Here is a 14,312-nt window from a genome sequence, read left to right as displayed (position 1 = left end):
AGCCGCGAAAACCTGTCACAAATACCCAATTCAGCCTAAGGCTTGCCAATGCCGAAATCTGTTGACCGTATTCCGCCGATGCCGCGCATCCAGGCACTTGACCCCAAACGCTCCGAGCAGAGCTGGGAAAGTGCCCCACAATTGCTGGCAGCCCTGAACGGCGCACGTTTGGGCGCCTGGTATTGGGACATCGAGCGCGGGCAGATCAGTTGGTCGCGGGGTACGCAGGCACTGTTCGGCTTCGATCCCCGGCAGCCATTGCCGGCGGATCTGGAATACCTCGATTTGCTGCCACCCGAAGACCGGGCGAAAACTGTCCGCGCCTTCCACGCGGTGATCGCCGGCGCACCGCTGGAGCATGCGATGCACCACCGCATTCGCTGGCCCGACGGCAGCCTGCATTGGCTGGAGATCAACGGCAGCCTGCTGCCGGACAAAGACGGTCGGCCCCGGATGATCGGCGTGATCCGCGAGATCACCCACCAGCGCCAGCGCGAACAGGCGCTAAGCAGCTCGGAAAAACGCTTCGCCACGCTGTTTCACCTGTGCCCTAACATGGTCCTGTTGACTCGCCAGGAAGACGGCCTGATCACCGAAGCCAACCAGTATTTCGAAAGCCTGTTCGGTTGGCCGGTGCAGGACGCGATTGGCCGCACCACCCTGGAATTGGGCTTATGGGTGCACCCCGAGCAACGGGCGCAATTGGTCACGGCGACCAAGGCCAAGGGTGAGTTGACCAGCATGGAGGTGCAGTTTCGCGCCAGCAACGGGCAGATTCATGACGGCATCCTCAGCGCGCAAAAGGTTGAACTCGAAGGTCAGCCGTATCTGCTGAGCACGTTCCTCGACACCACTGAACGCAAAGCCGCCGAGCACGCCTTGAAGGACAGCCAGGAACGCCTTGATCTGGCGCTCGATTCAGCGCAACTGGGCACCTGGGATTGGCACATCCCCAGCGGCATGCTCTACGGCTCGGCTCGCGCAGCGCAGTTGCACGGCCTGGAAGCCAAGCCATTCCATGAATCTTTCGACGAGTTCTTCGAAGGCGTGCCCGGCGAAGAACGCGACACCATGCGTGACGCCTACCGCAGCCTGCGCGAAGGTCCGGCCGGCAACTATCAACTGACCTATCGCGTGCAATTGCCGGACGGCAGCTCGCGCTATCTGGAAAGCCGCGCCCGGCTCTATCGCGATGAAAACGGCCTGCCGCTGCGCATGGCCGGCACCTTGCTCGACATCACCGACCAGGTCGAACGCGAACAGAGGCTGGTGGCCTCCGAAGAGAAATTCGCCACGCTGTTCCAGGTCAGCCCGGACCCGATCTGCGTGACCCGCCAGGACACCGGCCAGTTCATCGAGATCAACTCCAGTTTCACCCAAACCTTCGGCTGGAGCGCCGCCGACGTGATCGGTCGCAGCGCCGACGAAATCGGCCTGTGGGACGCCTCGGCGAAAAGCCTGCAGCGAATCGAACAAGTGATCCGCGAACAAGGCCTCAATAACGTAGCGATTCTCGTCCAGCACAAGGACGGGCAATCCCTGACCTGCGTGATTTCCAGCCGACAGATCAGCGTCGGCGACCAGCCGTGCATCGTCACCACCCTGCGCGACATCACCCAACAACAGCGCTCGGAAGCGGCACTGAAGGCCAGCGAAGAGAAATTCGCCAAGGCGTTCCACTCCAGCCCCGACGCCATCACCATCACCGAACGCGATACCGGGCGCTATCTGGAGGTCAACGACGGTTTCTGCCGCTTGACCGGCTATCGTGCCGATGAAGTCATCGGCCGCACGGTTTATCAAGTCGGCATCTGGGCTGAAGAGAAGCAACGCTCGGCGCTGTTGGCCGAGCTGCAGATCAAGGGTCGGGTTCATCATCAGGAAATGCTCGGGCGCAACAAGCGCGGCGAGTTGCTGACCGTCGAAGTCTCGGTGGAACCGATCACCCTCAACGAAACCGCGTGTCTGCTGCTGACTGCGCGGGACGTCAGCCTGTTGAAAAACGCCGAGGCGCAGATCCGCCACCTCGCCTACCACGACCCTCTGACCAACCTGCCCAACCGCGCCCTGCTGATGGATCGCCTGAGCCAGCAAATTGCCCTGCTCAAGCGACACAACCTGCGCGGCGCGCTGATGTTCCTCGACCTCGACCACTTCAAGCACATCAATGATTCCCTCGGCCATCCGGTGGGCGACACGGTGCTGAAAATCATCACTGCACGCCTGGAAGCCAGCGTGCGCATGGAAGACACCGTCGCGCGCCTTGGCGGCGATGAGTTCGTGGTGCTGCTCAGCGGTCTTGAAGGTTCGCGCAACGACGTCAGCGCCCAAGTGCGGCAACTGGCCGATACCTTGCGCGAATTGCTGTCCGAGCCGATGTTCCTCGACGGTCAGCGCCTGCAAGTGACGCCGAGTATCGGCATCGCGCTGATTCCCGATCACGGCTCCACTCCCACCGACCTGCTCAAGCGGGCGGATATTGCCCTGTATCGCGCCAAGGATTCGGGGCGCAATACCGCGCAGATGTACCACAACACCATGCAGAAAGCCGCGAGCGAGCGCCTGCGCATGGAAACCGATCTGCGCCTGGCCCTGTCCCGTGGCGAATTCCGTGTGCATTACCAACCGCAACTCGATGCCCGGGATAACCGCATCGTCGGCGCCGAAGCGCTGGTGCGCTGGAACCATCCGGAGCTCGGCGCGCAATCGCCCACCGAGTTCATCAAGGTACTGGAAGACAGTGGCCTGATCCTGGAGGTCGGCACCTGGATTCTCGACGAAGCGTGCCAGGCCTGCCACCTGATGATTGCCAACGGTCTGGTGGACCCACTCGATTTCAGCCTGTGCGTGAACATCAGCCCACGGCAGTTCCGCCAGAACGACTTCGTCGAGCGCATCGAGGAAAGCCTCGCCAGCTACGGCTTGCCCTGCTCACTGCTGAAACTGGAAATCACCGAAGGCATCGTCATCCAGAACCTGGAAGACACCATCAGCAAAATGCGTCGCCTGAAAAAGCTCGGCGTCAGTTTCGCCATGGACGACTTCGGCACCGGTTATTCATCGCTGACTTACCTCAAGCGTCTGCCGGTCGACACCCTGAAAATCGACCAGTCGTTCATCCGCGACGCCACCACCGACCCCAACGACGCCGAGATCATCCGCGCCATCGTCGCCATGGCCCGCAGCCTGGAACTGAAAGTGATTGCCGAAGGCGTGGAGACGCCGGAGCAGCTGGAGTTTTTGCAGGGGCTGGGTTGTCACTTTTATCAGGGCTATCTGCACAGCCAGCCGTTGCCGGTGGAAGAGTTTCAAAAATTGCTCAGGTGATGCGTTTTTTTGTAGGAGCAAGGCTTGCCCGCGATAGCGATTTCGAGAACGCCATCGCGGGCAAGCCTTGCTCCTACGGACCTCACACTTCTTCATACCTTCGTATGAATCATTAAAACCCATACATGAAGTCACTGACCCTGTGTAGGAGTGACGCAGTATCGGGTGCACCGTACATTCATCCCATGGCGAACAAACGTCTCGCCCCCGCTAGTCAATGATCGCGACAACCGATCATTTTCCCTGGCAACACCCCGGCGTCTCTTCCCGATCACACGGCCGGGTTTTCTGCGCCCGCATACTCGTTATGCGGGCGCTTTTTTTTGACATTAAGGTGATCCATGGGTGAATACCGCAAATTATGGTGGTCGCTGATTGGCGTCCTCGGCGTGACCTTCTGCCTGCTCGGCTGGTTCGGTCACGAGATCTATCGACAGGCACCGCCGATTCCCGATCAGGTGCAAAGCGTCGAGGGCAAAACCCTTTTCCGCGCCGACGATATTCTTGATGGCCAAACCGCGTGGCAAAGCATCGGTGGCATGCAGCTGGGCTCGATCTGGGGCCACGGCGCCTATCAGGCACCGGACTGGACCGCCGACTGGCTGCACCGCGAATTGCTCGCCTGGCTGGAGCTGGCGGCGCAGCAGAATTACGCCAAGGCTTATCAGGATATCGATGACGACCAGCAGGCCTTGCTGCGCCATCAACTCAAACGCGAGTACCGCGGCAATCGACTGGTCGACGGCACGCTGATCCTCAGTGATCGCCGTGTCCAGGCCATCGCGCAAACTGCCGCGTATTACCACGATCTGTTCGGCGACGATCCTTCGCTGCATCACAGCCGCGAAAGCTTTGCCATGAAAGAAAACACCCTGCCCGACGCCGCCCGACGCCAGCAGTTGACGCAGTTTTTCTTCTGGACTGCGTGGGCCGCCGCCACCGAGCGCGATGGCCAGAGCGCGACATTCACCAACAACTGGCCCCACGAACCGTTGATCGACAATCACCCGACCGCCGAAAACATGGTCTGGTCGATCGTCAGCATCGTCGTGCTGTTGGCGGGTATTGGTTTTCTGGTCTGGGGCTGGGCGTTCCTGCGCAATCACGAGGAAGGCGAACCCAAGGTTCCAGCACAGGACCCGTTGAGCCTGATCAAACTCACGCCTTCGCAAAAGGCCCTGGGCAAATACCTGTTGCTGGTCGGTGCACTGTTCGGCTTCCAGGTGCTGATGGGCGGCCTGACCGCGCACTACACGGTCGAGGGCCAGGATTTTTATGGTGTGCCGCTGTCGAAGTGGTTCCCCTACTCGCTGACCCGAACCTGGCATTTGCAGAGTGCGATGTTCTGGATCGCTACCGGGTTCCTCGCGGCGGGGCTGTTTCTGGCACCGTTTATCAACGGTGGCAAAGACCCGAAGTGGCAGAAGCTTGGCGTGGATGTGCTGTTCTGGGCGCTGGTGCTGGTGGTGGTCGGCTCGTATGCCGGCAACTTCCTCGCCATCGCTCAATTGATGCCGGCGCAATGGAGCTTCTGGCTCGGCCATCAGGGTTACGAATACGTTGACCTCGGTCGTCTGTGGCAAATCGCCAAGTTTGCCGGGATCGTGTTCTGGCTGGTGTTGATGCTGCGCGCGATGGTCCCGGCCTTGCGCCAGCCCGGCGACAAAAACCTGCTGGCCTTGCTGGCCGCGTCGGTCATCGCCATCGGTCTGTTCTACGGTGCCGGCCTGTTTTATGGCGAGCGCACCAACCTGTCGGTGATGGAGTACTGGCGCTGGTGGGTCGTGCATCTGTGGGTCGAAGGTTTCTTCGAAGTGTTCGCCACCACTGCCCTGGCTTTCATTTTCACCAGCATGGGGCTGGCCTCCAAACGCCTCGCGACCACCGCTACACTCGGCTCGGCTTCGCTGTTCATGCTCGGCGGCGTACCCGGCACGTTCCACCACATCTACTTCGCCGGAACCACCACGCCGGTGATGGCTGTCGGCGCGACCTTCAGCGCCCTGGAAGTGGTGCCGCTGATTTTGCTCGGCTATGAAGCCTGGGAAAACTGGCGCCTGAAGGAGCGTGCACCGTGGATGGCACGGCTGCGTTGGCCGTTGCAGTTTTTCATCGCCACCGCGTTCTGGAACATGCTAGGCGCCGGGGTATTCGGCTTCCTGATCAACCCACCGATCGCGCTGTATTACATTCAGGGCCTGAACACCACGCCCTTGCATGCACACGCGGCGCTGTTCGGGGTTTATGGCTCCCTGGCGCTGGGCTTCAGCTTGCTGATCCTGCGTTACCTGCGACCGAATCTGCAGTTCAACGACCGACTGATGAACACCGGATTCTGGTGGCTCAACGGCGGCCTGATGCTGATGATCGTCACCAGCCTGTTGCCGATTGGCATCCTGCAGTTTTACGCCAGTGCCAGCCAAGGCCTGTGGTACGCCCGCAGCGAAGCGTTCATGCAGCAAGACCTGCTGCAAACCCTGCGCTGGGTGCGCACGTTCGGCGACATTGTGTTCCTGGTCGGCGCGTTTGCGGTGATCTGGCAGATTGCTGGCGGCTTACTGTTTTCGTCCCGGCATCCCCGTGCAATTGAATCAGCGACGTTCACCGGTCAACGTTGAATCGCAGACACAAAAAAGGGCGCCATTGGCGCCCTTCTTGATTGCTCTGGAAGAGATTACTCAGAGATTTTTCAGGCCGCTTCCGCCACCGGCAACCCCAGCAAACGCGAGACGTTGTCCAGTTCAGTCTCGCGCCGCAGGACGGTGAACAACTCCACGGCCTCGGGATAATTGCGGGTCAGCATCGCCAGCCATTGCTTCAAGCGGCCCGGCGATTGGCGCGCCGTCATCTGCGCCTTGGCTTGCAGCCAGAAGTCCTGGATCAGCGGCAGCAGCTCGGCCCAGGTCATTTCCACAACCTCTTCACCGGCCCGCGCGGCGGCGATTTGCTTCGCCAGATCGGGGCGCGAAACCAGGCCGCGACCGAGCATGATGTCTTCAACGCCGCTGATTTCGCGACAACGACGCCAATCTTCGACGCTCCAGATATCACCATTGGCGAACACCGGCACCTTGACCACCTCTTGCACTCGCGGAATCCATTCCCAATGCGCCGGCGGTTTGTAGCCATCGACCTTGGTTCGCGCATGAACCACGATGTGTTCAGCGCCGCCTTCGGCCAAAGCCGTGGCGCACACCAGCGAACCGTCGGGACTGTCGAAGCCCAGGCGCATCTTGGCGGTGACGGGAATGTGCGCCGGAACGGCGCGACGGACGTGCTCGACGATCTGGTTCAGCAGTTCAGGTTCTTTCAGCAGAACTGCGCCGCCACGGGATTTATTCACGGTCTTGGCCGGGCAACCGAAATTCAGGTCGATCACTTCCGAGCCCAACTCGCAGGCCAGAGCAGCGTTCTCCGCCAGGCACACCGGATCGGAACCCAGCAACTGCACGCGCAGCGGTACACCGGACGCGGTGCGGGCACCGTTGAGCAACTCGGGGCCGAACTTGTGGAAATAGGCCGGCGTGAGCAACTGGTCATTGACTCGAATGAACTCGGTCACACACCAATCGATGCCGCCCACTCGGGTCAGCACGTCGCGCAGGATGTCGTCGACCAACCCCTCCATGGGCGCCAAAGCAATTTGCATGAAAAACACACTCAACGAAAAACGTGCGGCAGTTTACTGGTTTTCACTCTTGAAAAGGTAAACCCTGTAGGAGCTGCCGAAGGCTGCGATCTTTTGATTTTGCTTTTTGAAGATCAAAAGATCGCAGCCTTCGGCAGCTCTTACACAAATTGTGTCAGGCCGGAGTTTGCAACGCGGGGCCGTAGCCTTCGATGAATTCGGTCGGCATGCGCTTGGGCTTGCCGCTGGACAGCTCTATGCAAACGAATGTGGTTTGCGCGCGCAGCAACGTCGAATTGTCACTCGGGCGCTTCAACTGGAAGTGCCGGGTCATTTTCAGGCGCTGGTCCCAATCGACGATCCAGGTCGCCAATTGCAACTCATCGCCTTCATAGGCTGCGGCCAGGTAATCGATCTCATGCCGCACCACCGCCATCGCCCGGTCCAGCCGACGGTATTCGACCAAGTCCAGGCCAAGGCGCTGGGAATGGCGCCAGGCACAACGTTCGAGCCAGGTCACGTACACCGCATTATTGGCGTGGCCTAGCCCGTCGATGTCTTCGGCACCCACTTGCAGATCAATGATAAACGGCGTTGCCCGATCCCAGCCCATGCCCCACTCCCGGTCAGATAATTTCGACCGGGGCAGTGTAACGGATGCTCAGGCCGATTGGCGCGATTGCAGGCTGCGGCCGGCCAGCAGTGATAACACGCCATCAATCACCCGGGGGTCAGCCAACACCCGCTGATGACCGCCCTCTTCCAGGCGCAACAGACGGCTGTCGAACCAGGCTTCGTGGATCAGTTGCGATTCCTTGACCGAGACAAAGTTGTCGTCCTCGGCATGCACGATCAGGCCCGGCATATCGAGTTGATAGTGCGCGACATCCAGCGTGGCAGCACGCATGCCCACGTCTTTCTCGACCTGACGAATGAAGGCCGAGCGGGCTTTCGGCGGCAATCGCACATACCGGGCGAAACCACGCAATACGCCGAGGATTCGCGCTGGCGCGGCGATGCTGACCAACGTTTCCGTGCGCAAGCCCAACTGCACGGCCAGCATGGCACTGGCACCGCCCATGGAGTGACCGATGACCGCTTGCAGCGGCGGCAATTCAGCGGCGGCTTCGAGCATGGCTCGGGCGAACAACACGACATTCGCCTCGGTGCCCGGCGAACGACCGTGTGCCGGACCGTCGAGGGCAACCACGGTGTAACCGGCATCGACCAACGCGGTGATGAGGTTGGCAAACTGCGTTGGCCGGCCTTCCCAACCGTGCATCAGCAGCACCGTCGGTCCCTGTCCCCAACGCAATGCCGAAAGACCAAAGCGCAGAGTGATCCGTTCGGATTTGGCCAGCAGCGGCAATTCCCAATCACCCGGCTGGAAATTTCGCGGTGTCATGAATGCCACGCGCATTTTGCTCGCCACCAGCTTCGGAGCAAACCAACCCAAGGTGCCATTAACGCCACGAACCCACTTCAACGTGCTCATCGCTCTATCCTCAGGCTGCCGCCTTCAATTCAACGCACCGCGGTCTTGGCAGCGCGCAACAATCGATCAGATAAATCACCTGGCCCCAGCGCGCGTGCCAGCGCCAGGCCACCCACCATCAAGGCCATGTCGGCCAAAGCTTTGTCGGTGTCCTCCGGACTGGCCGCCAACTGCGCGACCATCAACTCCAGGTGTTCGTTCAGCGCGATTCGGAAGGACTCGGGCAGACGCCCAAGCTCACCGATCGAGGCCGGAATCGGGCACGCCGCCTCGCTGGAATCGCGATGCTTGCGCGACAGATAGAACGCAGCGACCAAGGCGCGACGCTCTTCACCGGTCAACTCGGCATCCATGTCGGCAATCAAGTCACGACGGCGACCCAGCAATTGCTTGAAGGCCTCCAGCATCATCGCGTCCTTGCTTTCGAAGTGCGCATAGAAGCCACCGACCGTCAGGCCGGCTGCGCCCATCACTTCGCCCACGCTCGGTTCGGCCGGGCCGCGCTGAATCAGCGCTGCACTGGCGGCCTTGAGGATGCGTTCGCGGGTTTGAGCTTTTTTATCGTTCATCGTTGCCTCCGAATATTACGACTAGAATATTATTCTCATAATAATTTTCTGCAAGTCGTGGATGTGACCGCTGGTCTGAAGAACAGTTTGAAAGAAAGAGGGAGATTTGGCCAAACGCCAGACAAACAAAAGGGCCATTCAATAATTGAATGACCCTTATAAAATCCCGCAGAGCGGGTAATCGTGGCGTCCCCTAGGGGACTCGAACCCCTGTTACCGCCGTGAAAGGGCGGTGTCCTAGGCCACTAGACGAAGGGGACGCAAAACCTTCTATACAACTGATCAGTGCTGAGAGCTGATCGATTCAAGGCCGGTGTGGCCAGACCTTGAACTGTAAAATTGGTGGAGCTTAGCGGGATCGAACCGCTGACCTCCTGCATGCCATGCAGGCGCTCTCCCAGCTGAGCTAAAGCCCCGGATTTTTCGCCTCGCGGCGGAGCGACATTTTGCAACATCGCTTCTGTAAAACTGGCGTCCCCTAGGGGACTCGAACCCCTGTTACCGCCGTGAAAGGGCGGTGTCCTAGGCCACTAGACGAAGGGGACGCAAACCCTTCTATACAACTGATCAACGCTGAGCGTTGATCGCTTCAAGGCCGGTGTGGCCAGGCCTTGAAGTGTAAATTGGTGGAGCTAGACGGGATCGAACCGTCGACCTCTTGCATGCCATGCAAGCGCTCTCCCAGCTGAGCTATAGCCCCTCATCGTTGATGTCATCGCTGAGGACGGGGCGAATCTTAAGGGCGTATCGAAAGCCTGTCAAACTTATTTTTGAAAAAAATCAAAACTTTTTGTCGGCATAACAACCACTTACCGCCTTCCCCCGAAAATCCGGGGTACCGCCGAAGAACAGGATCAAAAGATCGCAGCCTTCGGCAGCTCCTACATGGGGTCAAACGTCGTTAAGCAATGTTGCCCAACAGTTTTTCCCACTCTTTGTTTTCTTTCTTCGACACGCCACCGAGCAAGTCGATGGCCTGGCGCAGACGGAAACGAGTCAGGTCCGGCCCGAGAATTTCCATTGCATCGAGCACCGAAACCGAACTGGCCTGACCGGTGATCGCAGCGAACATCAGCGGCATGGCGTCACGCAGCTTCAGCTCCAGGGATTCCACCACGGCCTGAATGGTCGCGGTGATGCTGTCCTTTTCCCACTGACGCAGGCTTTCGAGCTTCCACAGGATCAACTGCATCAACTGGCGAACCTGATCGCCCGAGAGCTTCTTGGATTCGAACAGCTTGGCATCCGGGTTCACGCCACCGGCGAAGAAGAAACCGGCCAGCGGTGCAACCTGGCTGAAGGTTTCAACCCGGCCTTGTACGTGCGGGGCGATCTTCATCATGTATTCGGAGTTGAGTGCCCACTTCTGTACCCGAGCAGCGAACTCTTCCACCGGCAAGTCACGCAGCCATTGGCCGTTGAGCCACGACAGTTTCTCGATGTCGAAAATCGGCCCGCCGAGGGACACGCGCTTCAGATCGAAGTTATCGACCATCTCCTGCAACGAGAACTTCTCGCGCTCGTCCGGCATCGACCAGCCCATGCGGCCCAGGTAGTTGAGCATCGCTTCAGGCATGAAGCCCATGCGCTCGTAGAACGTCACCGAGGTCGGGTTCTTGCGCTTGGACAGCTTGCTCTTGTCCGGGTTACGCAGCAGCGGCATGTAGCACAGCTCCGGTTGTTCCCAGCCGAAGTACTCGTAAAGCAGGATCAGTTTCGGTGCCGATGGCAGCCACTCTTCGCCACGCAGTACGTGGGTGATGCCCATCAGGTGGTCGTCGACCACGTTGGCCAGGAAGTACGTCGGCAGGCCGTCGGTCTTCATCAGGACTTGCATGTCCATGCGGTCCCACGGGATTTCCACGTCGCCACGCAGCATGTCCGGCACCACGCAGACGCCTTCGCTCGGCACCTTCATGCGGATCACGTGCGGTTCGCCAGCGGCGAGGCGACTCGCGACTTCTTCCTTCGACAGCAACAGCGCGCGGCCGTCGTAACGCGGGGTTTCGCCGCGAGCCATTTGCTCGGCGCGCATCTGGTCCAGCTCTTCGGCGGTGCAGAAGCACGGGAAGGCATGGCCCATGTCGACCAGTTGCTGACAGTACTTCTGATAAATATCGCCGCGCTCGCTCTGACGGTATGGACCGTGCGGGCCGCCGACGTCCGGGCCTTCGCTCCAGTCGATACCCAACCAGCGCAGGGCGTCGAAGATCTGCTGCTCGGACTCGCGGGTCGAACGCAACTGGTCGGTGTCTTCGATCCGCAGGATGAACTCACCGCCATGCTGCTTGGCAAAGCAGTAGTTGAACAAGGCGATGTAGGCGGTACCTACGTGGGGATCCCCGGTAGGCGATGGCGCGATGCGAGTGCGGACGGTGGTCATGGCATGTCTCGAAAAGAATAAAAGCAAAGTGCAAACAAGAGGCGAATGGTAACAGGCGGACCCCGCCCGGCTCCAGTGAACAGGGCATTTAAGCCAAGGTTGCGTCTGTAACGCCCGTATGGCGCGGTGAATGGCCGAATATCAGCCGAGGGCATTTACCGCTTATCGGCTGTATGCCAGATTCGCCTGCTGATAACTTTCCTTACATATTCTCGACTACAGTTTGCCCATGCCTGCCCAACTCAAGCGTCGCCTGTCCATTTTCCTGCTGCTCGTCCTGCTGATTGCCGGGGGCTTCTTTGCCCATTGGTTCTTTAAAGGGCGGTTTTATGAAAGCACTGACAACGCGTATGTGCAGGGCGAGATCACCCGTGTGTCGAGCCAGTTGGGCGCGCGCATCGACCAGGTGCTGGTGCAGGACAACCAGCACGTCGAGAAAGGCCAGTTGCTGATCCGGCTCGAAGGCGATGACTTCCGCCTCGCCGTCGATCGCGCCAACGCGACCCTCGCCACCCGCCAGGCCGAACGCCTGCAAGCCCAGAGCAAGCTGACCCAACAGGCCAGCCTGATCGCCGCCAGCGACGCGCAAGTTGCGTCCAGCCAGGCCAGCCTCGGTCGCTCACAGATCGACCTGACCCGCGCTGAAACCTTGCGCAAGCCCGGTTATGTCTCGGAAGAGCGCGTGACCACCCTCTCCGCCGACAATCACATCGCCCGCTCGCAACTGACCAAAGCCCAGGCGGATGCCCAAGGGCAACGCCAGCAAGTCAACGCGTTGACCGCTGAAATCAAACGACTCGACGCGCAGATAGCCAATGCCAAGGCCGATCTGGCCCAGGCTGAACTGAACCTGACCCGCAGTGATATCCACGCGCCGATCAGCGGCCTGATCGGCCAGCGTGCCGCGCGCAATGGTCAATATGTACAGGCCGGCGCTTACCTGCTGTCGATCGTGCCCGATGAAGACATCTGGATTCAGGCCAACTTCAAGGAAACCCAGATCGGCCACATGCAGCCCGGCCAGAAAGCCGAACTGACCTTCGATGCCTACGGCGACACGCCGATCGAAGCGCGGGTCGACAGCCTGTTTGCCGCCTCGGGCGCGCAGTTCAGCCTGTTGCCGCCAGACAACGCCACCGGCAACTTCACCAAAGTCGTGCAACGGATTCCGGTCAAACTGACCTTCGCCGCAGACAACCCGCTGCGCGGCAAGATCCGCCCGGGCATGTCGGTCACCGCCAAGGTGAACATCAAGGACGCCCCGGAAAACGAACGCGCCAAATTGAGCAGCAAAGACGCCGCTGACGATGGCCGGTGATCAACTGATCCGCCCCGTCGGTGAACCGACGCGGCGGGACTGGATTGCGGTGATGAGTGTGATGCTCGGCGCCTTCATGGCGGTGCTGGATATCCAGATCACCAACTCGTCGCTCAAGGATATTCAGGGCGCACTGTCGGCAACGCTGGAAGAAGGCTCGTGGATTTCCACCTCGTATCTGGTGGCGGAAATCATCATGATCCCGCTGACCGCGTGGCTGGTTCAGTTGCTGTCGGCGCGTCGGCTGGCGGTGTGGGTGTCCCTCGGGTTCCTGTTCGCGTCCTTGCTGTGTTCCATGGCCTGGAGCCTGGAAAGCATGATCGTCTTCCGCGCCTTGCAGGGCTTTACCGGCGGCGCGCTGATTCCGCTGGCATTCACCCTCACGCTGATCAAACTCCCCGAACACCATCGCGCCAAGGGCATGGCGATGTTCGCCATGACCGCTACTTTCGCGCCTTCCATCGGCCCGACTCTGGGCGGCTGGCTGACTGAAAACTGGGGCTGGGAATACATCTTCTACATCAACATTCCGCCCGGCCTGATCATGATCGCCGGCCTGATGTACGGCCTGGAAAAGAAAGAAGCGCATTGGGAATTGCTGAAAAGCACCGACTACGCCGGCATCGTCACCCTCGGCGTCGGCCTCGGTTGCTTGCAGGTATTTCTGGAGGAAGGCCATCGCAAGGACTGGCTGGAATCGAACCTGATCGTGACCCTCGGCAGCATTGCGCTGATCAGCCTGATCACCTTCGTGATCGTGCAGTTTTCCAAGCCCAATCCGCTGATCAACCTCGGCATCCTCGGCAATCGAAACTTCGGTCTGTCGAGCATATCCAGTATCGGGATGGGTGTCGGCTTGTATGGTTCGATCTACCTGCTGCCGCTTTACCTGGCGCAGATCCAGAACTACAACGCCTTGCAGATCGGAGAAGTGATCATGTGGATGGGCGTGCCGCAGCTGTTCCTGATTCCGCTGGTGCCCAAGCTGATGAAGTACGTGTCGCCGAAGTGGCTGTGTACGCTGGGTTTTGGTTTGTTCGGCTTGGCGAGTTTTTCTTCGGGCGTATTGAATCCGGATTTCGCCGGACCGCAGTTCAATCAGATCCAGATCATCCGCGCGCTCGGCCAGCCGCTGATCATGGTCACTATTTCGTTGATCGCCACGGCATACATCCTGCCGCAGGATGCGGGTTCGGCGTCGAGCCTGTTCAACATCCTGCGTAACCTCGGCGGCGCCATCGGCATCGCCCTCCTCGCGACGCTGCTGGATGCGCGAACCAAGACCTATTTTGATTACTTGCGCGAATCCATCGTGCCGAGCAACCCGCAGGTGGCCGAGCGCATTGCGTCACTGACGGATCGGCTGGGCAACGAAAACGCAGCGCTGGGCAAGCTCAGTGAGATCGCTCATCAGCAGGCGTCGATCATGGCCTACAACGATGCGTTTCACTTTGTCGGGATTGCGCTGGGGATCAGCATGCTGGCGGTGTTGTTGACCAAGAAATTGCCGGCCGGTCTGAAGGCTGGTGAGGCACATTGAAACCGAGGCGCGCCCATCGCGAGCAAGCTCGGCTCCTACAGATTATTTGGCG

General features: G+C 59.9%; 9 protein-coding genes and 4 tRNA genes. 4 read left to right on the top strand and 9 right to left on the bottom strand.

The features are described from left to right. Positions 1–48 precede the first annotated feature (48 nt). Together V6Z53_RS12430 and V6Z53_RS12425 are read left to right on the top strand one after the other, a co-directional pair. Positions 49–3,327, top strand: coding sequence for a PAS domain S-box protein (locus V6Z53_RS12430; RefSeq protein WP_338585799.1), 3,279 nt, complete (start codon positions 49–51; stop codon positions 3,325–3,327). A 341-nt stretch (positions 3,328–3,668) separates the two neighbouring features. Continuing rightward, positions 3,669–5,945, top strand: a complete 2,277-nt coding sequence (locus V6Z53_RS12425) for a nitric-oxide reductase large subunit (RefSeq protein WP_338585798.1) — start codon at positions 3,669–3,671, stop codon at positions 5,943–5,945. Positions 5,946–6,016: 71 nt separating this feature from the next. Here the strand turns inward: V6Z53_RS12425 and V6Z53_RS12420 are convergent, their stop codons facing one another. The 9 genes from V6Z53_RS12420 to gltX all read right to left on the bottom strand — a co-directional run bounded on the left by V6Z53_RS12420 (position 6,017) and on the right by gltX (position 11,402). Beyond that, positions 6,017–6,976 (bottom strand): tRNA-dihydrouridine synthase, encoded by a 960-nt coding sequence (locus V6Z53_RS12420; RefSeq protein ID WP_338585797.1) that lies wholly within the window; start codon positions 6,974–6,976, stop codon positions 6,017–6,019. Positions 6,977–7,130: 154 nt separating this feature from the next. Beyond that, a complete protein-coding gene (locus V6Z53_RS12415; protein ID WP_338585796.1) occupies positions 7,131–7,568 on the bottom strand; it encodes a thioesterase family protein in 438 nt (145 codons plus the stop codon). A 48-nt stretch (positions 7,569–7,616) separates the two neighbouring features. Further along, a complete protein-coding gene (locus tag V6Z53_RS12410; protein ID WP_338585795.1) occupies positions 7,617–8,450 on the bottom strand; it encodes an alpha/beta fold hydrolase in 834 nt (277 codons plus the stop codon). A 29-nt stretch (positions 8,451–8,479) separates the two neighbouring features. After that, positions 8,480–9,019: a TetR/AcrR family transcriptional regulator gene (locus V6Z53_RS12405; RefSeq protein WP_338585794.1), complete on the bottom strand. Its 540-nt coding sequence runs from the start codon at positions 9,017–9,019 to the stop codon at positions 8,480–8,482. A gap of 184 nt (positions 9,020–9,203) precedes the next feature. Beyond that, a tRNA-Glu gene (locus V6Z53_RS12400) sits at positions 9,204–9,279 on the bottom strand. Between the two features lie 80 nt (positions 9,280–9,359). Continuing rightward, positions 9,360–9,435, bottom strand: a tRNA-Ala gene (locus V6Z53_RS12395). A 53-nt stretch (positions 9,436–9,488) separates the two neighbouring features. Continuing rightward, positions 9,489–9,564: transfer RNA gene (locus V6Z53_RS12390), tRNA-Glu, on the bottom strand. Positions 9,565–9,643: 79 nt separating this feature from the next. After that, a tRNA-Ala gene (locus V6Z53_RS12385) sits at positions 9,644–9,719 on the bottom strand. A 201-nt stretch (positions 9,720–9,920) separates the two neighbouring features. Then, a complete protein-coding gene (gene gltX, locus V6Z53_RS12380) occupies positions 9,921–11,402 on the bottom strand; it encodes a glutamate--tRNA ligase (RefSeq protein ID WP_338585793.1) in 1,482 nt (493 codons plus the stop codon). Between the two features lie 229 nt (positions 11,403–11,631). Here gltX and V6Z53_RS12375 point away from each other — a divergent pair, with 229 nt between their 5' ends. Next, positions 11,632–12,720, top strand: a complete 1,089-nt coding sequence (locus V6Z53_RS12375; protein ID WP_338585792.1) for an HlyD family secretion protein — start codon at positions 11,632–11,634, stop codon at positions 12,718–12,720. 49 nt (positions 12,721–12,769) lie between these two features. Next, positions 12,770–14,260: an MDR family MFS transporter gene (locus V6Z53_RS12370; RefSeq protein WP_338586486.1), complete on the top strand. Its 1,491-nt coding sequence runs from the start codon at positions 12,770–12,772 to the stop codon at positions 14,258–14,260. Positions 14,261–14,312: the final 52 nt, after the last annotated feature.

The organism is Pseudomonas sp. MAG733B, from assembly GCF_036884845.1.
GTDB lineage: Bacteria > Pseudomonadota > Gammaproteobacteria > Pseudomonadales > Pseudomonadaceae > Aquipseudomonas.
Note: the sequence above shows the minus strand (reverse complement) of the source record. Positions and strands in the feature narration are given on the sequence as shown.

Excerpts from the sequence above, each read along its gene's own strand:
- V6Z53_RS12430 (WP_338585799.1), top strand. The coding sequence starts at position 49 with ATGCCGAAATCTGTTGACCGTATTCCGCCGATGCCGCGCATCCAGGCA.
- V6Z53_RS12425 (WP_338585798.1), top strand. The coding sequence starts at position 3,669 with ATGGGTGAATACCGCAAATTATGGTGGTCGCTGATTGGCGTCCTCGGC.
- V6Z53_RS12420 (WP_338585797.1), bottom strand. The coding sequence starts at position 6,976 with ATGCAAATTGCTTTGGCGCCCATGGAGGGGTTGGTCGACGACATCCTG.
- V6Z53_RS12415 (WP_338585796.1), bottom strand. The coding sequence starts at position 7,568 with ATGGGCTGGGATCGGGCAACGCCGTTTATCATTGATCTGCAAGTGGGT.
- V6Z53_RS12410 (WP_338585795.1), bottom strand. The coding sequence starts at position 8,450 with ATGAGCACGTTGAAGTGGGTTCGTGGCGTTAATGGCACCTTGGGTTGG.
- V6Z53_RS12405 (WP_338585794.1), bottom strand. The coding sequence starts at position 9,019 with ATGAACGATAAAAAAGCTCAAACCCGCGAACGCATCCTCAAGGCCGCC.
- gltX (WP_338585793.1), bottom strand. The coding sequence starts at position 11,402 with ATGACCACCGTCCGCACTCGCATCGCGCCATCGCCTACCGGGGATCCC.
- V6Z53_RS12375 (WP_338585792.1), top strand. The coding sequence starts at position 11,632 with ATGCCTGCCCAACTCAAGCGTCGCCTGTCCATTTTCCTGCTGCTCGTC.